Raw genomic sequence first — 18,458 nt, 5'->3', positions numbered from 1 at the left:
TCGCCCGCCCGTCGTCGTTCCGCTGCGATCAGGCCGTGCAGAAGGACTTCCACGCCTGGATGCTCGGCTGGTCGAGCAGCCGGAAGTCGCCCTGGCTGACGGTCTGGTTGTAGTACGCCACGAACTCCGGCCGCTGGCCGTTGAGGAAGCTCGTCATCGACCGGATCCAGGCCGCCCGGCCGGCGCCCGGGTCACCGGGAACCAGGTCACTGCCGGTCTCCGCGACGCCCCACGGCTTGCCCAGCGCCTTCGACTTGCTGATCATCGGGCCGTAGATCTCCTGCGGTGGGGCGTACCGCTTCCACTTCTTGCCCCAGTTGTAGCAGTCCCAGCCGAGCGTCTCGATCACGTCGCCGCCCGGGTAGAACGCGTCGAAGCTGCGCCCGGACTTCGGGTCGAGCGTCCAGCACATCAGGATCAGCGTGTTGATCAGCTTGGGGTTGTTCGCCCGGGCGGCCAGGCCGGCCACCCGCTTCCACGCGGTCCGGTACGCCTCGGTGGTGAAGGCGCCGCGCTCGACGTCGTCCTCCGGCTCGTGGAAGTACGACCAGTAGACGTTGTGCTCGCGCGGGATCGAGGCGAACCAGGAGGTCAGGCGGGAGTCGAACTTGCCGGTGTTGATCTCCTGCGGCGCCGCCTTGAACGACACCACAACGGTCCGGTCCACCACGTCCGCCCGGCTGCCGGACCAGGCCGGCGGCAGGCCGGGGAAGAAGATCCGGGCCATCCGCAGCTTGCCGAACGTCCGGTCGGAGCGGGCCAGCGCCTGACCGAACGTCTCCCCGTTCTGCACGCCGATCGAGGCGCCGGGCAGCGTCAGCCGCGTACCGCCGAAGGCCGGTCCCGCGTTCTCGGAGGCCGACGGGCGGGCCGAGGGCTTGCCGCCGAGGCCCTGGTCGGCGCTCGGGGACGCGCCGGGTGTCCCGGGCGCGCCCGGTCCCGTCGACGTGGCCGGGCCGAGCGCTCCGGGCGCCTCACCGGCCTGCGGGTTCGCGGAGTCGGGCCGCAGCGCGGCCACCGCCACCCCGCCGCCGGCCACTGCCAGCGCCAGCGCCGCCGCGACCGCCACGCGCCAGCGTCGCCGGGCGCCGCCGGGCGACGGAGGCGTCCCCGGGGCGAGCGGCGGAGCGGGTGGCCGGCCGGGCCCACCGGAGGCCGGCCCGTGCGGGGCGTGCACCGGGGGCGGTCCGGTCAGGGTGGCGGTCGCCGCCGTGCCCGCGCGCCATCCCGCCGGGCCGCCCGCAGCCGTGCCGGGTCCGGACCGGCCGGGCTCGTCGTGCGGCGCCCAGCCGGCGTGACCGTCTCCCGCCGGTCCGGTCTGCGGCGCCCAGTCGGTGCCACCGTGGACCGTCGGTTCGTCCTGCGTCCAGGCGGCGTCCTGGTGGCCGGTGTGGGGCACCTCGTGCTCCGGCCAGGGCAGGTCACCGCCGGTCCGGGCCGGTGGTGGCGGAGACGAGGTGGCCTCGGTCTCCGGCCAGGGCAGCGACGGGCCGCCTGCCTGGCGTGGAATGTCCTGACCCGGCCACAGGCCGGTCGGCTGCCCGAAGGCGTTGTGCGGCTCTCGATCGGCCGGCATGACCCTCCCTGGCTGTCGGCGGCCCGTGTCCGGGCTCAGATCGCCACGCATACCTGCCCGACGATAACCCTCATTCACCTGGCCGTATGTACCGTGACACTCAACCGAACGCCTGACCGTGGTTGTCGGTGACGGTCGAAGCGGGCATCTCGACCCCGGTCCGCGCGATCGCGTCGAGCAACTGGTCGGCCAGTTCCGGCCGGCAGACCAGCAGATCGGGCAGGCGCGGGTCGGCGCGGTTGTAGCGCAGCGGCGAACCGTCGATCCGGGACGCGTGCATGCCCGCGCCGAGCGCCACGGCGACCGGGGCGGCACTGTCCCATTCGTACTGGCCGCCCGCGTGGACGTACGCGTCGACCTCGCCGGTCACCACCGCGCAGACCTTCACACCGGCCGAGCCCATCGGTACGGCGGTCGCGCCGAGCATCTCGACCAGCTCGCCCACGAACGCGGGCGGACGGCTGCGGCTCACCGCGATCCGGATCGGCCCGTCGGACGCCTTCGGCGGCGGGCAGGTGGTGCCGAGCACGAGCGGCGTACCGTCCACGGTGGTCCGCGCCGGCATGCCGACCGCCCCGGCGACCAGGGCGCCGTCGGGCGCGGCGGAACGCTGCCAGAGCGCCACGTGCACCGCCCAGTCGTCCCGGCCCTCCTCGGAGAACTCGCGGGTGCCGTCCAGCGGGTCGATGATCCAGACCCGGTCCGCCTCGTGCCGGGGCGCGCGCTCGCCGTCCGCCCACGCGCGGCGGGCGTCGGCCTCCTCCTCGGAGAGCACCGCGTCGGCCGGCCGCAGCCGGGCCAGCGCCGCCGTCATCAGCTCGTGCGACGCGCGGTCGCCGGCGTCCTTGAGCCCCTTCGGGTCGGCGAAGCCCTGCCGGTCGCGCAGCGCGGTGAGCGCCTTGCCGGCCTCGGTCGCCAGCCACTGCGCGAACCGCTGGTCGTCGAGCCGTCCCGCCTCGTCCTCGGTCACGAGCCTCATCCCTTGTTCTCCCGGGTCTGCCGCGACCCGTCATCCTTCGGCGTCCGGTGCGACCGGTGCCAGCGTCCGTCGGATCGTAGACAGTCGCGGGCGGTTGTCGGATCCCCCGTCGGCCCAGGTCGCCGCCACCGGCCGCCCGCATGTTGAACTTCGCGTGTATCGCGGTCGGACCCGCCGGGCCAGGCCCTAGGCTCTGCGCATGACCGCCGAGCAGCTGATCTCGTTCGCCCGTGGCGCGCCTTCGCTGGACATCGTCGATGTCGAAGGGCTCAAGGCCGCCGCTGTCCGCGCCTTCGACGCCGACCCCGCCGGGGTCACCGCGTACGGCACCTCCGTCGGCTACCCGCCCCTGCGGAAGTGGATCGCCGAGAAGCACGGGGTCGAGGCCGATCAGGTGCTGATCACCAACGGCTCGCTGCAGGCCGACGCGTTCCTCTTCGACCACCTGGTCCGCCGGGGTGACGCGGTGGTGGTCGAGCGCCCGACGTACGACCGCACGCTGCTGAACCTCCAGCAGATGGGCGGCGAGGTGCACGGCGTGACGATCCAGCCGGACGGCCTGGACACCGCCGAGCTGCGCAAGCTGCTGGAGTCCGGGGTGCGGCCGCGCCTGGCGCACGTGATCCCCAACTACCAGAATCCGGCCGGCGTGACCCTCTCCCTGGAGAAGCGCCGTGAGCTGCTCGACCTGGCCGCCGAGTACGGGTTCACGATCTTCGAGGACGACCCGTACGCGGACATCCGGTTCCGGGGCGAGCCGCTGCCGTCGATGCTGTCGATGGACACCCGGGGCGTGGTGGTGCACGCGTCCAGCTTCACCAAGACGGTCTGCCCGGGCGTGCGCGTCGGCTACCTGGTCGGCCCGGCCGAGCTGATCGCGACGATCGCGAAGCGCGCCACCAACCTCTACATCTCGCCCGGCATGGTGGCCCAGGCGATCGTGCACCAGTTCTGCGTCTCCGGCGCGATCGAGGAGTCGATCCGGACGGTCCGTACGGCGCTCGGCGAGCGGTCGGCGGTGCTGGCGGAGTCGCTGCGCCGGCACATCCCGGAGGCCCGGTTCGTGGAGCCGGACGGCGGCTACTTCCTCTGGGTCGAGCTGCCGGAGGACGTCGAGGTGGACCGGCTCGCGCCGGCCGCCGCGGAGCGCGGCGTGGCGGTGGTGAAGGGCAGCGACTTCATGGTCGACGGCGGCCGGCACGCGCTGCGGCTGGCGTACTCGGCTGTCACCGCGGACCGGATCGACGAGGGTGTCCGGCGGCTCGCGGAGGCGATGGCCGCCGTTCGCGGCTGATTATCTGTCGGGTTTCTGACAAAAAGGCCCCGCTGGCCGGTTCGGCACTCCCGCTGGACCGGCCAGCAGCCCACAATGCTGCGAGTGTCGTTCACCTTTTGGTGACCCGGCCGCTCCGGCCAGGGCCGACGGCACGCCCAGCATCACTCCCGCCCCCCAAGGGGTGCCGGGTGGGCCGTGTCGCCCCTCACCCCCCTGACGCGGCCCGGCCCGCCCGGCGCCGGCGCGTGACCTCCGTCGCACCGCCCGTCCCGCTCCCGCGCTGCGCCTCCCGCCGGTCGGCGTAACCTGCAAGCCGCAGCTCCAGGGAGAGGAGGCGAGAGATGACGGACCGGGTGGCACGCGACCGAACCGCCGGACCCGACGGCGGCCGGGCACTACGACCCCGGGCCTGGGCGGCCCCGGTACGCGCCATGTCCCGCATCCTCAACGCCGACGGCTCCCCCCGTACCGCCCAGCCGGCCGGCCCGGAGCGCAGCGGGATCGTCGACTGCGGTCTCTACGTCGACGGCGAGCGCCGCCCCGGCCGTCCCCAGTACGCCGAGGCCCTGGCCGCCGCCCGGCAGGAGCAGGACGGCTTCGTCTGGCTCGGCCTGCACGAGCCGGACCTGGCCGAGATGACCGAGATCGCCGCCACCTTCGGCCTGCACGAGCTCGCAGTGGAGGACGCGGTCAAGGCCCAGCAGCGCCCGAAGCTGGAGCACTTCGGCGAGATCGTCTTCCTGGTGCTGCGGACCGCCCGCTACTGCGAACACGCGGAGCTGACCGAGAACTCCGAGGTGGTGGAGACCGGCCAGGTGATGCTCTTCATCGGGCCGCAGTTCGTGATCAGCGTGCGGCACGGTGACGCCTGCCGGCTGGCACCGGTCCGCGCTGACCTGGAGGCGAAGCGGGAACTGCTGCGGCACGGCCCGTGGGCCGTCGCGTACGCGATCACCGACCGCGTGGTCGACCTCTACCTGGAGGTCGCCGACCGGCTGGAGGACGACCTCGACGTGCTGGAGGCGGACGTCTTCGACCGGCAGAGCAGCGGCCGGATCCAGCGGATCTACCAGATGAAGCGGGAGCTGGTCGAGTTCAAGCGGGCGGTGGTGCCGCTGCAGCGGCCGCTGATGACGCTCACCTCCGAGGTCAACCGGTGGGTGCCGCAGGAGGTCCGGCGTTACTTCCGCGACGTGCAGGACCACCTCAGCCGCACCGTCGAGCAGGTGAACTCCTACGACGACCTGCTCAACTCGATCCTCCAGGCCCGGCTGGCCCAGGTCACCGTCGACCAGAACAACGACATGCGCAAGATCGCCGCCTGGGCCGCGATCGGTGCGGTGTGGACGGCGATCGCCGGCATCTACGGCATGAACTTCGACAACATGCCCGAGCTGAGGTGGACGTACGGCTATCCGGGCGTGTGGGCGCTGATGCTCGCCGCGTCCTTCACGCTCTACCGCCTGTTCCGCCGCAACGGCTGGCTGTAAGCCTTCGCGCCGCGCCGAACCGGACGCCTCATACGCGGAGGCGCCGGCCACGCGGGGTGTCCCGCGTGCCGGCGCCGATCCGACGGTACGGGGTCAGCGACGACCGGCGGCCTTCGCGGCGTTCTTGCCGGCCTGCACGGCCTTGGTGATGTCGTCGGCCGGGCGACCCGAGACGTCCCGGGCGCCCTCGGCGACGGAGGGGACCTGGTCGTTCGGGTGGATCACCGGCTGGCTGCCGGAGGTGGCGGTCGACGCGCTGCTGCCCTTCGCCACCGCCGAGGAGCCGGCGCCGGTCGGGCCGGCCTGCGTCACCTTCGCGCTCGCGTCCGGGGTCTCCACCACGATCGTGTCCACGTCCTCCCGCATCGGCTCCAGCTTGTCGCGACCGGTCGCGCCGAGCGTGCCGGTCGGGTCGTACTCGGCCCACTCCTGCTGCTCGCGGCGCCGCCGCATGGCCATCGCCCCGGCCAGGCCGGCGACGGTCCCGGCCACCAGCAGGCCCGCGGTCATGCCCCGCGACCTGCGCTGCTTCTTCTTTCCGGCCTTCATGCTCTTCGCCTTCTTCGTCATCGCGGACTGCTTCGCGGCCATCGCCTTGCGGCCGCCCGACGCCTTACCGGCGGCCTCGACCCGGGCGTTGCGCACGGCCAGCAGCACCGGCGCGAGCGCCGCGGCGGTCGACGCGAACCCGCTGGACGCCCGGTCCCGGACAATGACCGCGGTCGGCGCGACGGCACCCCGGGCTGCCTGGACCCGCGGGCCGACAGTGGCGCCGGCACCCTTCGCCGCGTACGTCGCGGCTTGCCTCAGGTGACCGATGCCCTGGTTCAGCTCCACCTTGGCGAGCTGGCCCTGGGTCTTTCGCCGCCCGATTCCAAACACGGTCCCACCTCCTGGGAGTTGTTCCTTCGTCATCCTCCACCTTCGGATGCCTCCGCATGGCCAGATCGGGCACATGGGAGGATCCGCAAGGAACTGACCAACGAGTGAGGAGTACCCGTGGCCGAGGCTGTCTACGCCACCTTGCACACCAACGCCGGCCCGATCCGGCTGGAGCTCTTCCCGAACCACGCGCCGAAGACCGTCCGCAACTTCGTGGAGCTGGCCGAGGGCACCCGGGAGTACATCGACCCGCGTACCGGTCAGCCGGGCAGCGGGCCGTACTACGACGGCACCGTCTCGCACCGCGTGATCAGCGGTTTCATGGTTCAGATGGGCGACCCGACCGGCACCGGACGCGGTGGCCCGGGCTACAAGTTCGGCGACGAGTTCCACCCCGAGCTGCGCTTCGACCGGCCGTACCTGCTGGCCATGGCGAACGCCGGGCCGGGCACCAACGGCTCGCAGTTCTTCATCACGGTGTCGCCCACGCCACACCTGAACAACCGGCACACCATCTTCGGCCAGGTCGCCGACGAGCAGTCCGCGAAGGTGGTCGACTCGATCGCCAACACCCCGACCGGCCCGAGCGACCGGCCGCTGCAGGACGTGGTGATCGAGCGGGTCGAGATCGAGCGTCAGCAGGCCTGAGCGACACGCGGGTACCTTTGCTCGCATGACTGAGCGCTCCGGCCAGCCAGGCGACACCACCGGGGACCCGGTGCCGACCACTCCGGTCTGCTACCGGCACCCCGGCCGGGAGACGTACATCCGCTGCTCTCGATGCGACCGGCCGATCTGCACCGAGTGCATGCGGGACGCCTCCGTCGGGCACCAGTGCCCGGAGTGTGTCGCCGAGGGACGCCGCAGCGTGCGGCCGGCGCGTACCGCCTTCGGTGGCGGTGCCGCCGGCCGTCAGGGCAACGTCACGAAGGCGCTGATCGCGCTGAACGTGCTGATGATGCTGCTCTCCATCGCCTCGGCCCGCAGCGGCAACGCGGTGGCCGGCGGTGGCCTCGGCGGCCTGATGGGCAGCGGGACCCCGCTCACCGAGTGGGGTTCGGTGCTCGGCCTGGCGCGCTTCCCCGACGGGCACATCGGCGGGGTGGCCGACGGCGAGTGGTACCGGCTGGTCACCGCCATGTTCCTGCACTACGGCGTGCTGCACCTGCTGCTGAACATGTGGGCGCTCTGGGTGCTCGGCCGGACGCTGGAGGCGGTGCTCGGGCCGCTGCGCTTCCTGGCGCTCTACCTGCTCGCCGGGCTGGGCGGCAACGTCGCGGCGTACGTCTTCACCGAGCCGAACCGGTTCACGGCCGGCGCCTCGACGGCGGTCTTCGGCCTGTTCGCCGCCATCTTCGTGATCATGCGGCGGCTGGGCCGGGACACGTCGGCGATCGTCCCGATCCTGGTGATCAACCTGATCTTCACGTTCACCGTGCCGAGCATCTCGGTGGCCGGGCACCTCGGCGGTCTGGTGGCCGGCGCTGTGGTGTCGCTGATCCTGGCGTACGCCCCGCGGTCACGGCGGACCGCGTTCCAGGTGGCGGGCTGCGCGATCGTGCTGGTCGCGCTGATCGGCCTGACCCTGGTCCGTACCGCCGCTCTGCTGGGCTGAGCCTCAGCCAGCGGTGGGGCGGGCCTCGTCCAGCGCCGCCGCCACCTCGTCCAGCGGCGCGTCCAGGTCACGGCGGCCGAACAGGTGCAGCGAATCCCCGGCGTCGATCTCCAGCGTCTCGGCGGTGATCCCGCGCCGGGCGCGCCGGTCCAGGCGGATCGCCTCCACCGCGTCCCACGGCAGCCGGCGTCGCCCGGCGAACCCCCGCAGCACGGTCAACCCGTCCGGGTCGGCGGCGAGGCGGACCGGTGCGACCACGTCGCGCAGCGCCCAGGCGAGCAGACCGGCGGCGGCCAGCCCGGCCAGCCCCGGGCGGACCGGGTCACCGCCGGCGAAGAGCAGCCCCAGGGCCAGCAGCGCGAGCGCGCCGAGCGCCTTGAGCACCGGCACCTCGCGCGGTACCCGCCACTGCCGGACCGGTGGCGACTGTGGATCCATCCGCCCAGCATGCCAGCCGCACCGTCCGCTCGCCGGAGGAGGACGGCCGGTCGGTCAGCACGTACTATCGGGGCAAGCGAGGTTACCCGGGAGTAGACATGAGTGACGCGGTCATCGTCGGCGCGGTACGAACCCCGGTCGGGCGGCGCAAGGGCAGCCTCGCCGGAGTGCACCCGGTCGACCTTTCGGCGCACGTGCTGCGCGCGCTCGCCGAGCGCACCGGCATCGACCCGGGCCTGGTCGACGACGTGATCTGGGGCTGCGTTTCGCAGGTCGGCGAGCAGTCCTGGAACGTGGCCCGCAACGCGGTGCTGGCCGCCGGCTGGCCGGAGTCGGTCCCGGGCACCACGCTCGACCGCCAGTGCGGGTCGAGCCAGCAGGCGCTGCACTTCGCCGCCGCGACTGTTCTCTCCGGCCAGGCCGACCTGGTGGTGGCCGGTGGCGTCGAGTCGATGACCCGGGTGCCGATGGGGTCCAGCGTCGGCGGCGGGATGCCGTTCAGCGCGGCGATCCTGGAGCGCTACCGCGGCGTCGAGGGCGTCGCGGCGGACTCGCCGCTGCCGTTCAACCAGGGCGTCGGGGCCGAGCTGATCGCCCAGCGGTGGCGCTTCTCGCGTACCCAGCTGGACGAGTTCGCGCTGGCCAGCCACGAGAAGGCGGCCGCCGCGCAGGACGCCGGCGCGTTCGAGGCCGAGCTGGCGCCGGTGGCGCTCGCCGACGGCGGCAAGTTCTCCGCCGACGAGGGCATCCGCCGCGACACCTCGCTGGCCAAGCTGGGCGAGCTGGCCACCCCGTTCCGCGCCGACGGCGTGGTCACCGCCGGGTCCGCGTCGCAGATCTCCGACGGCGCCGCCGCGCTCGCGGTCACCACCGCCGAGTGGGCCAGCCGGCACGGCCTGCGCCCGCTGGCCCGGGTGCACACCGCCGTGGTCGCCGCCGACGACCCGGTCACCATGCTGACCGCGCCCATCCCGGCCACCGCGAAGGCGCTGCGCCGCGCGGGGCTGGGCATCGAGGAGATCGGCGTGTACGAGGTGAACGAGGCGTTCGCCCCGGTGCCGCTGGCCTGGCTGGCCGAGACCGAGGCGGACCCGGAGCGGCTCAACCCTCGGGGTGGGGCGATTGCGCTCGGTCACCCGCTCGGCGGGTCCGGCGCGCGGATCATGACCACGATGCTCCAGCACATGCGGGACAACGGCATCCGCTACGGCCTGCAGACCATGTGCGAGGGCGGCGGGATGGCCAACGCCACGATCGTCGAGCTGCTCTGAGCCGACCGGCCGCCGGTGTCGCACCGCAGGTGCGACTTGCACGTGTGGAAGTTCCAGAAATCGGGCGTGACCCATATCACCCCTGGTCATCGCGTCGTTGGACCGGGCATGGACGTGTTCTCGCGAACGTTCCTTCCGGCCGCCGCCGAGACCGGCCTGGCGACCCAGACCGTCACCCGGCACATGCCGGTGTTCCGCCGCTGCGTCGGTTCCGGCGACGCCACCATCCTGGTCACCCGGTGCAGCCGCCCGGACGACCCGGTCGGCGGCGACTACCTGATGCTGCTCACCCACCGCCGCCTGGTGGTCACCCGGCAGACCCGGGTGCTGCACCGGCTGCGCCTGCACCTCAACACGGAGCTGCGCGAGCTGAGCAACGTGACGTGGAGCCCCGATCCCCGGGCGCACAGTGTGGAGCTGGCGGCGACAGCCATCGACGGGGCGCGGGAGCGTTTCGTCATCCGTACCCATCACCCGAAGCAGGTGTGGCAGCTCGACACGCTGCTCAACCACGCCTTCCGTACCCGCCTGCGGACTCCGGCCGAGCGGGTGGTCGCCACGATCGGCGAGCCGCCGGCGGGCGCCCGGCCCACTGTGCTCCGGCCGGCGCCGGCCCGCTGACGCTCTCCTTACCGGATCCGAACATTTCCTGACCGGCCGGGCGGTCGCCGGTCGGTCATCATGGGCCGGTGACCGCCGCCGCCCCGCCCGGGCTCGTCCTCGTGGTGGAGGACGAGCCGGCCATCGCCGACCTGGTCCGGCTCTACCTGACCCGCGACGGGTTCGGCGTACACCTGGAACGTGACGGCGATGCCGGGCTGGCCGCCGCGCGGCGCCTGCGCCCGGTGGCCTGCGTGCTCGACATCGCGCTGCCCGGCCTGGCCGGCACCGAGATCTGCCGTCGGCTGCGCGCGGCCGGCGACTGGACACCTGTCATCTTCCTTACCGCCCGGGACGACGAGGTGGACCGCGTCGTCGGGCTGGAGCTGGGCGCCGACGACTACGTCACCAAGCCGTTCAGTCCCCGTGAACTGCTCGCCCGGCTGCGGGCGGTGCTGCGCCGCACGTCCGGCGTGCCCGCCGAACAGCCCCGCACGCTCGGCGCCGTCACACTCGACCCGGCCCGCCGCACGGTGACCGCCGCCGGTACGCCGGTGCAGCTCACCTCCACCGAGTTCGACCTGCTCGCCCACCTCATGGCCCGCCCGGGCCGGGTGTTCACCCGGGAGGAGTTGCTGGCCGGGGTGTGGGGGTACGCGGCGCACGCCGGCACCCGGACCGTCGACGTGCACGTGGCGCAGGTCCGGGCGAAGCTCGGCCCGGACAGCGTGATCCGCACCCACCGGGGCGTCGGGTACGCCGCCGATGCCTGAGCAGCCGACCGGACCGATACCGCGCCGCCCCGGGCGGACGCTCACCGCCCGGGCGGTCCTGGCCACCTGCGCGGTGGCGCTGGTGTCGGTGTTCGTGACCGCGCTGGTGGCGGTGCCCCTGGCGGTACGCGGCGCGGAGCGCCGGGACCAGGAGGCGCTCGCCGCCGAGGCCCGGCTCGCCGCCGATGTGCTCCGGGTGCGGGCGGTACGCCAGCGCGACGGCGCCGGGGATCGGCTCATCCGCCAACTGGGTCAGCAGCAGATCGAGGTGTACCTGATCCGGGGCGGGCAGGCCGACCGGCCGGGCCTGCCCAGACCGCTCGTGACACGGGTGGCCGGCGGCGGCAACGTCTCCGGCCGGCGGCTGGTCGACGGGGAACGCCGGCTGGTCGAGGCGCGGGCGCTGCCCGGCGGGGACGGGGTGGTGCTGACCCGTGCCCGGAGCGCCGCGCCGTGGCGGCAGGTGCTGCGCGGACTCTGGCTGCCGCTGCTCGCCGGGCTCTCCGCCGGGGCGGCCGCCGCAGTGCTGCTCGCCCGCCGGCTGGCCCGGCCGATCCGGACCGCCGCCACCGCCGCCGCGCGGCTGCGCGCCGGGGACCGGGCGGTCCGGGTGCCGGTCGAGCCGCCCGACGAGGTGGCCGACCTGGCGCACGCGCTGAACGGCCTGGCCGCCGCGCTGGCCACGAGCGAGGGAAGGCAGCGTGAGTTCCTGCTGTCCGTCTCGCACGAGTTGCGGACCCCGTTGACCGCGATCCGCGGCTACGCCGAGGCGCTGTCCGACGGCGTGATCGAGGCCGACGCGGTGCCGGCGACCGGCCGGACCGTGCTCGCCGAGGCCGAACACCTGGACCGGCTGGTCCGCGACCTGCTGGCGCTGGCCCGGCTGGAGGCGGTCGACTTCCCGCTGGAACCGGTGCCGGTCGACCTGACCCGGCTCGCCGCCGACGCGGAGCGCGCCTGGTCCGGCCGGTGCGCGGCGCTCGGGGTGCCGTTCCGGCTGGAGACGCCGGACGCGCCGGTGCCGGCGTACACCGATCCGGGCCGGATCCGGCAGGTGGTGGACGGGCTGCTGGAGAACGCGCTGCGGGTCGTACCCCCGGGGGCGCCGGTGGTGCTCGCGGTCCGGGCCGCCGGCCCGGCGGGCGGCGGGACGCTGGAGGTCCGGGACGGCGGGCCCGGCCTCACCGACGACGACCTGCACGTGGCGTTCGAGCGGGGCGCGCTGCACCAGCGGTACCGGGGGGTGCGCAAGGTGGGCAGCGGGCTGGGCCTGGCGCTGGCCGCCGGGCTGATCCGCCGGCTCGGCGGCGACATCACCGCCGGGCACGCCCCGGAGGGCGGGGCCGCCTTCACCGTCGTGGTGCCCCCGGATCCTTACCGGTCTCGAACATCGGCTTGACCGTCCCCTCGTGTCGGTGCGGAACGCTCGGGTCGTCACCGCGAGGGAAGGACCACAGATGGCACGTCAGCGAATCGTCACCGGCGCCACCGCGCTGCTCGCCGCCGCGGCGCTCGGACTCGCCGGGTGCGGCGCGAGCCGGCCCGGCGCGGAACCCGACCGGGCGGTCGAGGTGAGCGCCGCCCTGGGCGCGGAGGGCCAGGCGCTCGCCGCGCTCGGCCTCGACGCCGGCGACCTGGACGTGGACCCGGTCGCCGCGCCGGGGCCCGCCGGCACGCCGCAGGCCGGGCCGGACGGCAAGGGCGAACGGGCGAAGGAGGGGAACAAGCGTCACCGGGCCCGGGTGCTGCTGCGGCGTAACACGCTGCACGGCGAGGCGGTGGTGCGGACCAGGGACGGCGGCACGAAGACCGTGGCGGTCCAGCGCGGCGAGGTGACGGCGATCGACGACAGTTCGATGACCGTGAAGTCCACCGACGGTTTCACAGTGACCTGGACGTTCGGCGAGAAACTGCGGGTGGTCGAGCGCCGGACCGCGATCCGATCGAACGACATCAAGATCGGTACGACGATCGCGGTGGCCGGGGCGAAGGACGGCGGCGGGAACGTGGCCCGGCTGGTGGTGGTTCCGATTCGCCAGGAATAGGTGCCTGGGCTGTCGTGACGGAAGCAATGTGCCAGGCTACGCTATGCCCCGACCCGCCATCGCCTCAGTGGAGAATCCGTGAAGCTCTCGATCCTCATGCCGGTCTACAACGAGGAAGAACGTATCGCGGATGCCCTCAAGCAGGCATTGGCGGTGGACTACCCGTGCGAGATCGAGCTCGTCGTCGTGGACGACGGCAGCCGGGACGGCACCGGTGAGATTCTCGGCCGGGTCGACGACGCACGCCTCCGGGTGATCACCCACCAGCGCAACGCCGGCAAGGGCGCGGCCATCAAGACCGCCGTCGACAGCGCCGAGGGCGAGTACATGGTCATCCTCGACGCCGACCTCGAGTACGACCCGCAGGACATCCCGCGTCTGCTGGAGCCGGTGCTCGACGGGCGGGCGACAGTCGTCTACGGCAATCGGACCTTCGGCAGCCACAGCTCGTACAGCTTCTGGTACGTGATGGGCAACAAGGGCGTCACGCTCGCCGCGAACGTGCTCTACAACTCCTACATCGGCGACCTGGAGACCTGCTTCAAGCTGATGCCGCTGGAGCTGTACCGCTCGCTCCAGGTCCGCTCCCGGGGCTTCGGCATGGAGGCCGAGGTCACCGGCAAGCTGCTCCGCCAGCGCATCCGCCCCTACGAGGTGCCGATCAGCTACCGCGCGCGGGGCCGCGAGGAGGGCAAGAAGATCACCTGGAAGGACGGCGTCGAGGCGATCTGGATCCTGGCCCGCGAGCGCGCCCGCCGCCGCCCGGCCACTCCCGCCGCCGCGCACTGAGCCCGAACCGGAACCCCGCGACCCTGGCACGAGCCGAGGTCGCGGGGTTCCGTCGTGTCCGGGACGCTCAGGTGAGGAACGTGTCCACCGAGCGGCGCAGCCCGGCGACGTCCAGGCCGTGCCAGCGTTCGTGGTCCTCGGCGCTGCCGTAGCGGCGCAGGTCCTCGCGGCCCACCCCGAGCGCGAGCAGCCGGTGCGGCCGGTCGGCCAGCGCCTCGGACACCACCCGCGTCGAGGTGCCCGCCAGGTACGGCTCGACCAGGATCACCTCGGTCCCGGCCAGCGCCCGCAGCCCGGCCGTGTCGAACGGGCGCGGCCGGTGGGTGTAGGCCACGGTCACCGCCCGGTCAGCAGTAGCGGCCAGCGCCGCGTCCAGCACCGGCCCGACCGCCACCAGCAGCGGCGCGCCCGGCCCGGCGTCGCGCACCACCCGCAGGTCACCCGCCTCCGGGTACGCCTGCGAGTTGGTCCGGATGGACAACCGCAGGTACGCCGAGTCCTGCCCGCACACGACGTCGCGCAGCAGCGGCCGGACCTCGTCCGGGTGCCCCGGCACGTGCACGGTCCAGCCGTGCAGCGTGTCGATCAGCGCCACGTCGGCCGGACCGAGGTGGGTGCGCCCCGCCGCCGCCCGGTCGTACGAGCCGCCGATGCCGACGAGCACCGCCCCGACGCCCTGGTGGTCGAGGTCGAGCTTGATCTGCTCGTACGCCCGCTCGACCAGGAACGGGGCGTAGCTGTGCACGATCGGACGCTGCCCGGTCAGCGCCAGACCGCCGGCGACCCCGACCATCAACTGCTCCCGGATGCCGACGTTGACGACCCGGTCCGGGTACCGGGCGGCGGCCGGCTCGAACGCGTCGGCGGAGATGTCGGCGAGCACGACTGTCGTACGCGGATCGGCGAGCACCTCCTCGGTGCTGGTGACGAACGCGTCCCGCATGGTGCTGCTCATGCTCACTCCCCGTCCGTGACGACCGCGACGACGACGTGCGGCCGGTGATCGTCGTGCCCGGTGAGGGCGGCGTGCAGGGCGTCGTGGTCGCGCCCGTCGACGGTGACGGCGCTCCACCCGTTCACCGTGAACCGGCTCGCCGCGCCGCCCGGCCAGCCGTACGTGGCCGAGCGGTTGTCCAGCACGATCGCGGTCAGGCTGCCCAGCCCGGTCCCGCCCGCGTACGCGATCGCCTCGTGGTTGGAGCCCTCGTCGAGTTCGGCGTCGCCGAGCAGCACGTACACCCGGGGGCCGGTGCGGCCCTGGGCCCGCAGCCCGAGCGCGGTGCCCACGCCCAGCCCGAGGCCGTGGCCGAGCGAACCGGAACCGATCTCGACGCCCGGCACGAGCGTGCGGTCCGGGTGGTCGCCGAGGCGGCTCGCCGGGCCGCCCTGGTCGTCCAGCCACTCGGGCGGTACGAAGCCGCGCGCGGCGAGCAGCGCGTAGTAGCCGGCGACCGCGTGCCCCTTGGAGAGCAGGAAGCGGTCCCGGTTCGGGTCGTCCACGGTGGCCGGGGTGATCCGGAGCACCCGGTCGTAGAGCACCTGGAGCACGTCCAGCGTCGAGTACACGTTGGCGCCGAACTCGCGGCGGGCGCGTACCCGGTCCAGCAGCGGGCCCAGTTCGGTGGCGGTGGTCGTCGTCATACCGATAGCCTCGGACTTGAAGCGAACTTCAACTCAAGGCCGTGTGATGCACGAAGCAACACTGACCATCGGGCAGCTCGCCGACCGCAGTGGCGTGGCCCCCTCGGCGCTGCGCTACTACGAGCGGCTCGGCCTGATCCACGCCGCCCGCACCGGCGGCAACCAGCGCCGCTATGCCCGCACCGAGCTGCGCCGGGTCGCGTTCATCCGGATCTCCCAGCAGGTCGGTGTCTCGCTGGAGGAGATCCGCGCCGCGCTGGACTCGCTGCCGTCGGGCCGTACCCCCACGCCCGACGACTGGGCCGCGCTGTCCCGCGCCTGGCGGGACCGGCTGGACGAGCGGATCCGGCTGCTCGGCAAGCTCCGCGACGACCTGGACGGCTGCATCGGCTGCGGCTGCCTGTCGTTGCAGCGCTGCACGCTCTACAACCCCGGCGACTCGCTCGCCGTCGAGGGCCCCGGCCCGCGCCTCATGCTCCCGCGCCCCGGCCAGGGCTGACCCTCAGCGGACCAGCAGCACCTTGCCCAGGTGGTCGTTGGTCTCCACCAGGCGGTGCGCCGCGGCGGCGTCGGCCATGTCCACCCGGGCGTGCACCACCGGCCGGACCCGGCCCGCCTCCACCAGGGGCCACACCTGCTCGCGTACGCCCCGGACGATCGCCGCCTTCTGCTCGACCGGACGGGACCGCAACGCCGTGGCGTGCACCGCCGCCCGCTTCGCCAGCAGCATCCCCAGGTCCAGTTCGCCCTTGCGGCCGCCCTGCATGCCGATCACCACCAGCCGCCCACCGGTGGCCAGCGCCGCCACGTTCCGGGGCAGGTAGGACGCGCCCATGATGTCCAGGATCACGTCCGCGCCCCGGCCGTCGGTGACCCGGCGTACCTCGTCCACGAAGTCCTGCTCGCGGTAGTCGATCGTGTGCGCGGCGCCCAGCTCCCGCAGCCGCTCGTGCTTCGCCGAGCGGGCAGTGACCACCACCGTCGCGCCGAGCGCCACACCGAGCTGGATCGCGAACGTGCCGATCCCGCTGCCGCCGCCGTGCACCAGCAGCGTGTCCCCCTCGGCCAGCCGGGCCATGTCGACCACGTTCGACCAGACCGTGCAGGCCACCTCCGGCAGCGCCGCCGCGTCAACCAGGTCCACCCCGGCCGGCACCGGCAGCAACTGCCCGGCCGGCACCGCGACCTGCTCGGCGTACCCGCCGCCGGCGAGCAGCGCGCAGACCTCCTGGCCCACCGACCAGCCGGTCACGCCGGGACCGAGCGCACGCACCGTCCCCGAACACTCCAGACCGGGGTACGCGGACGCGCCCGGCGGCGGCGGGTAGTGCCCCTGCCGCTGCAACAGGTCGGCCCGGTTCACCGCGCTCGCCCGCACCTCCACGACCACCTCATCGGGGCCGGGCTCGGGGTCGGGCACGTGAGCCCAGACGAGCGCCTCGGGTCCGCCGGGTTCCGTGATCGTGACTGCGCGCATGACTCAGTCTTACCCGATCTGCCCGCCGGTCCACGCGCGGGCGAGGATCTCGGTCACCGTCTCCTCCGGGGTCTGGTCGGAGGTGTCCAGCCAGAGCCCGATCCGGGGCGTGTCGGCCCGGAACCCGGCGTCCAGGTCCGCCACCGGCCAGTCCCCGTACCCGGTCTTCGGCCGGTCCCGCTCGCGGGCCGCGACAACCTCGGCGCGTGGGGCGAGCACCACCACGGCGAGTGGGCGGTGCCGGATCCGGCCGATCATGGCCGGAAGGTCCGCGCCGAGGACCACGTCCTGGAGTACGACGGTGAAGCCCGCCGCGGCGTACCGGTCGGCGGTCGACGCGGCCAGGTCATAGCGGAGCCGGAGCTGACGCAGCGCCTCGTCGGTCGGCTCGGCGGTCATGTCGGCCCGCCCGCTGACGATCATGCGGCGGAAGACGTCACCGCGCAGGTGCACCGCCCGGGGTAGCCGCCGGGCCAGCCCTTCGGCCACTGTGGACTTGCCTACGGCCATGATTCCGCTGATCAGCACCACTGCCGGACTCTTCCACATGCACACATTCTCGCAACTGTGGTGGGACGGCGGCTTGCCCGGTACGGGGTTCGTGGCAGACTGGTCCCCGGTCGCGCACCCCTCGGGGGCGTGCCGGGAGGGTTCGCCTAGTGGCCGATGGCGCTGGTCTTGAAAACCGGTAAGGCAGCGATGTCTTCGTGGGTTCGAATCCCACACCCTCCGCCATAGTTGATCGCCTTTTACGCAGCTCAGCCCATGCTCCAGGACGGGTGTTGTCCGCTGATGGGGCATGCATGGGGCGGCAGTGCGGCGGAGGGAAGGAACGGCGGGGCGGCGGAACAACGGGAGCGTCGCGCCGGTCGTAGGCTGCGGAGTGCGGCGACGGCGGGAGGCCCTGGTGGCGGAGACGACGACGGTGGCCGAGGTGACGGCCGAGCTGGCCTCGCTCGACGACCCGAAAATCCGCGCGGTCAACGAGCGGCACGGCGACGACCACGGGGTCAACCTGGGCAAGCTGCGGGCGATCGCGAAGCGGCTGAAGACGCAGCAGGACCTGGCCCGCGAGCTGTGGGCGACCGGGGACAGCGCGGCACGGCTGCTGGCGCTGCTGATCTGCCGGCCGAAGGCGTACGGGCGGGACGAACTGGACGCGATGCTGCGCGAGGCGCGTACGCCGAAGGTGCACGACTGGCTCGTGAACTACGTGGTGAAGAAGAGCCCGCACGCGGAGCCGCTGCGCCTGGCCTGGTCGGCCGACAGGGATCCCGTCGTGGCGAGCGCCGGCTGGGCGCTGACCACCGAGCGGGAGGCGCGGAATCCGGACGGGCTGGACCTGGCCGGCCTGCTCGACGTGATCGAGGCGCAGATGGCGGGCGCGCCGGAGCGCCTCCAGTGGGCGATGAACCACTGCCTCGCGCAGATCGGGATCGAGCATGCCGCGTACCGGGAGCGGGCGATCGGCATCGGGGAGCGGCTCGGGGTGCTCAAGGACTACCCGACGCCGCCGGGCTGCACGTCGCCGTACGCGCCGGTCTGGATCAACGAGATGGTGCGCCGACAGCACGGCGGCGCGGACAACGGGGTATGAAGGGGCGCA

Annotated in this window: 20 protein-coding genes and 1 tRNA gene; 13 read left to right on the top strand and 8 right to left on the bottom strand. The window is 73.4% G+C overall.

Annotated features, from left to right (window positions below):
- Nucleotides 1–28: 28 nt before the first annotated feature.
- Both MicB006_RS30955 and MicB006_RS30950 read right to left on the bottom strand, forming a co-directional pair.
- Entirely contained in the window at nt 29–1,576 is a 1,548-nt protein-coding gene (locus MicB006_RS30955; protein WP_116510860.1) for a hypothetical protein, read from the bottom strand.
- A 100-nt stretch (nt 1,577–1,676) separates the two neighbouring features.
- Nucleotides 1,677–2,555 carry a 3'(2'),5'-bisphosphate nucleotidase CysQ gene (locus MicB006_RS30950; protein WP_116510858.1) on the bottom strand — a complete coding sequence of 293 codons (879 nt, stop codon included), beginning with the start codon at nt 2,553–2,555 and terminating at the stop codon, nt 1,677–1,679.
- 199 nt (nt 2,556–2,754) lie between these two features.
- On the opposite strand from MicB006_RS30950, the gene MicB006_RS30945 reads away from it, so the two are divergent.
- Nucleotides 2,755–3,849, top strand: a complete 1,095-nt coding sequence (locus MicB006_RS30945) for a PLP-dependent aminotransferase family protein (RefSeq protein WP_030499384.1) — start codon at nt 2,755–2,757, stop codon at nt 3,847–3,849.
- 323 nt (nt 3,850–4,172) lie between these two features.
- Nucleotides 4,173–5,321: a magnesium/cobalt transporter CorA gene (gene corA, locus MicB006_RS30940; protein WP_116510856.1), complete on the top strand. Its 1,149-nt coding sequence runs from the start codon at nt 4,173–4,175 to the stop codon at nt 5,319–5,321.
- Between the two features lie 93 nt (nt 5,322–5,414).
- Here corA and MicB006_RS30935 read toward each other — a convergent pair whose 3' ends face one another.
- Nucleotides 5,415–6,236, bottom strand: a complete 822-nt coding sequence (locus MicB006_RS30935; protein WP_116510854.1) for a hypothetical protein — start codon at nt 6,234–6,236, stop codon at nt 5,415–5,417.
- A gap of 84 nt (nt 6,237–6,320) precedes the next feature.
- Between MicB006_RS30935 and MicB006_RS30930 the strand changes: the two genes are divergently transcribed.
- Together MicB006_RS30930 and MicB006_RS30925 are read left to right on the top strand one after the other, a co-directional pair.
- Nucleotides 6,321–6,851 carry a peptidylprolyl isomerase gene (locus MicB006_RS30930; protein ID WP_073831060.1) on the top strand — a complete coding sequence of 177 codons (531 nt, stop codon included), beginning with the start codon at nt 6,321–6,323 and terminating at the stop codon, nt 6,849–6,851.
- Nucleotides 6,852–6,876: 25 nt separating this feature from the next.
- The gene (locus MicB006_RS30925; RefSeq protein WP_192900164.1) at nt 6,877–7,818 is read left to right on the top strand and encodes a rhomboid family intramembrane serine protease; all 942 of its coding nucleotides are present in this window, start codon (nt 6,877–6,879) and stop codon (nt 7,816–7,818) included.
- Nucleotides 7,819–7,821: 3 nt separating this feature from the next.
- Here MicB006_RS30925 and MicB006_RS30920 read toward each other — a convergent pair whose 3' ends face one another.
- The gene (locus MicB006_RS30920) at nt 7,822–8,256 is read right to left on the bottom strand and encodes a PH domain-containing protein (RefSeq protein ID WP_116510852.1); all 435 of its coding nucleotides are present in this window, start codon (nt 8,254–8,256) and stop codon (nt 7,822–7,824) included.
- Nucleotides 8,257–8,354: 98 nt separating this feature from the next.
- On the opposite strand from MicB006_RS30920, the gene MicB006_RS30915 reads away from it, so the two are divergent.
- The 6 genes from MicB006_RS30915 to MicB006_RS30890 all read left to right on the top strand — a co-directional run bounded on the left by MicB006_RS30915 (nt 8,355) and on the right by MicB006_RS30890 (nt 13,734).
- Nucleotides 8,355–9,527: an acetyl-CoA C-acyltransferase gene (locus MicB006_RS30915; RefSeq protein ID WP_073831057.1), complete on the top strand. Its 1,173-nt coding sequence runs from the start codon at nt 8,355–8,357 to the stop codon at nt 9,525–9,527.
- Nucleotides 9,528–9,635: 108 nt separating this feature from the next.
- Entirely contained in the window at nt 9,636–10,148 is a 513-nt protein-coding gene (locus tag MicB006_RS30910) for a hypothetical protein (protein WP_030499377.1), read from the top strand.
- 68 nt (nt 10,149–10,216) lie between these two features.
- Nucleotides 10,217–10,900, top strand: coding sequence for a response regulator transcription factor (locus tag MicB006_RS30905; RefSeq protein ID WP_116510851.1), 684 nt, complete (start codon nt 10,217–10,219; stop codon nt 10,898–10,900).
- A complete protein-coding gene (locus MicB006_RS30900) occupies nt 10,893–12,299 on the top strand; it encodes a sensor histidine kinase KdpD (protein ID WP_116510849.1) in 1,407 nt (468 codons plus the stop codon). Before MicB006_RS30905 ends, MicB006_RS30900 begins: the two co-directional genes overlap by 8 nt.
- 58 nt (nt 12,300–12,357) lie before the next feature.
- Entirely contained in the window at nt 12,358–12,945 is a 588-nt protein-coding gene (locus MicB006_RS30895) for a hypothetical protein (RefSeq protein WP_116510847.1), read from the top strand.
- A gap of 78 nt (nt 12,946–13,023) precedes the next feature.
- Entirely contained in the window at nt 13,024–13,734 is a 711-nt protein-coding gene (locus tag MicB006_RS30890) for a glycosyltransferase family 2 protein (RefSeq protein WP_043327778.1), read from the top strand.
- Nucleotides 13,735–13,801: 67 nt separating this feature from the next.
- Here the strand turns inward: MicB006_RS30890 and MicB006_RS30885 are convergent, their stop codons facing one another.
- On the bottom strand, nt 13,802–14,677 hold the full coding sequence (locus MicB006_RS30885; RefSeq protein ID WP_192900359.1) for a transketolase family protein: 876 nt from the start codon (nt 14,675–14,677) through the stop codon (nt 13,802–13,804).
- 14 nt (nt 14,678–14,691) lie between these two features.
- Complete coding sequence (locus MicB006_RS30880) at nt 14,692–15,375, bottom strand: transketolase (protein ID WP_116510844.1); 684 nt, start codon at nt 15,373–15,375, stop codon at nt 14,692–14,694.
- 46 nt (nt 15,376–15,421) lie between these two features.
- Between MicB006_RS30880 and soxR the strand changes: the two genes are divergently transcribed.
- On the top strand, nt 15,422–15,874 hold the full coding sequence (soxR, locus tag MicB006_RS30875; RefSeq protein ID WP_073831052.1) for a redox-sensitive transcriptional activator SoxR: 453 nt from the start codon (nt 15,422–15,424) through the stop codon (nt 15,872–15,874).
- A gap of 3 nt (nt 15,875–15,877) precedes the next feature.
- Here soxR and MicB006_RS30870 read toward each other — a convergent pair whose 3' ends face one another.
- Nucleotides 15,878–16,852: an NAD(P)H-quinone oxidoreductase gene (locus tag MicB006_RS30870; RefSeq protein ID WP_116510842.1), complete on the bottom strand. Its 975-nt coding sequence runs from the start codon at nt 16,850–16,852 to the stop codon at nt 15,878–15,880.
- A gap of 9 nt (nt 16,853–16,861) precedes the next feature.
- Entirely contained in the window at nt 16,862–17,401 is a 540-nt protein-coding gene (locus MicB006_RS30865) for an AAA family ATPase (protein ID WP_116510840.1), read from the bottom strand.
- Nucleotides 17,402–17,497: 96 nt separating this feature from the next.
- Between MicB006_RS30865 and MicB006_RS30860 the strand changes: the two genes are divergently transcribed.
- Together MicB006_RS30860 and MicB006_RS30855 are read left to right on the top strand one after the other, a co-directional pair.
- Nucleotides 17,498–17,587, top strand: a tRNA-Ser gene (locus MicB006_RS30860).
- A 172-nt stretch (nt 17,588–17,759) separates the two neighbouring features.
- Nucleotides 17,760–18,449 (top strand): DNA alkylation repair protein, encoded by a 690-nt coding sequence (locus MicB006_RS30855; RefSeq protein WP_116512001.1) that lies wholly within the window; start codon nt 17,760–17,762, stop codon nt 18,447–18,449.
- Nucleotides 18,450–18,458 lie beyond the last annotated feature (9 nt).

This window comes from Micromonospora sp. B006, from assembly GCF_003408515.1.
Lineage (GTDB): Bacteria > Actinomycetota > Actinomycetes > Mycobacteriales > Micromonosporaceae > Micromonospora > Micromonospora echinospora_A.
The sequence above is the reverse complement of the archived record's forward strand: the minus strand, read 5'-3'. Positions and strand labels throughout refer to the sequence as shown.

What these genes read in the sequence shown, in the direction of transcription:
- MicB006_RS30900 (WP_116510849.1), top strand. Translation starts at nt 10,893, where the DNA reads ATGCCTGAGCAGCCGACCGGACCGATACCGCGCCGCCCCGGGCGGACG.
- MicB006_RS30865 (WP_116510840.1), bottom strand. Translation starts at nt 17,401, where the DNA reads ATGTGGAAGAGTCCGGCAGTGGTGCTGATCAGCGGAATCATGGCCGTA.
- MicB006_RS30920 (WP_116510852.1), bottom strand. Translation starts at nt 8,256, where the DNA reads ATGGATCCACAGTCGCCACCGGTCCGGCAGTGGCGGGTACCGCGCGAG.
- MicB006_RS30935 (WP_116510854.1), bottom strand. Translation starts at nt 6,236, where the DNA reads ATGACGAAGGAACAACTCCCAGGAGGTGGGACCGTGTTTGGAATCGGG.
- corA (WP_116510856.1), top strand. Translation starts at nt 4,173, where the DNA reads ATGACGGACCGGGTGGCACGCGACCGAACCGCCGGACCCGACGGCGGC.
- soxR (WP_073831052.1), top strand. Translation starts at nt 15,422, where the DNA reads ATGCACGAAGCAACACTGACCATCGGGCAGCTCGCCGACCGCAGTGGC.
- MicB006_RS30945 (WP_030499384.1), top strand. Translation starts at nt 2,755, where the DNA reads ATGACCGCCGAGCAGCTGATCTCGTTCGCCCGTGGCGCGCCTTCGCTG.
- MicB006_RS30910 (WP_030499377.1), top strand. Translation starts at nt 9,636, where the DNA reads ATGGACGTGTTCTCGCGAACGTTCCTTCCGGCCGCCGCCGAGACCGGC.
- MicB006_RS30870 (WP_116510842.1), bottom strand. Translation starts at nt 16,852, where the DNA reads ATGCGCGCAGTCACGATCACGGAACCCGGCGGACCCGAGGCGCTCGTC.
- MicB006_RS30885 (WP_192900359.1), bottom strand. Translation starts at nt 14,677, where the DNA reads ATGCGGGACGCGTTCGTCACCAGCACCGAGGAGGTGCTCGCCGATCCG.
- MicB006_RS30915 (WP_073831057.1), top strand. Translation starts at nt 8,355, where the DNA reads ATGAGTGACGCGGTCATCGTCGGCGCGGTACGAACCCCGGTCGGGCGG.
- MicB006_RS30955 (WP_116510860.1), bottom strand. Translation starts at nt 1,576, where the DNA reads ATGCCGGCCGATCGAGAGCCGCACAACGCCTTCGGGCAGCCGACCGGC.
- MicB006_RS30895 (WP_116510847.1), top strand. Translation starts at nt 12,358, where the DNA reads ATGGCACGTCAGCGAATCGTCACCGGCGCCACCGCGCTGCTCGCCGCC.
- MicB006_RS30925 (WP_192900164.1), top strand. Translation starts at nt 6,877, where the DNA reads ATGACTGAGCGCTCCGGCCAGCCAGGCGACACCACCGGGGACCCGGTG.
- MicB006_RS30950 (WP_116510858.1), bottom strand. Translation starts at nt 2,555, where the DNA reads ATGAGGCTCGTGACCGAGGACGAGGCGGGACGGCTCGACGACCAGCGG.
- MicB006_RS30880 (WP_116510844.1), bottom strand. Translation starts at nt 15,375, where the DNA reads ATGACGACGACCACCGCCACCGAACTGGGCCCGCTGCTGGACCGGGTA.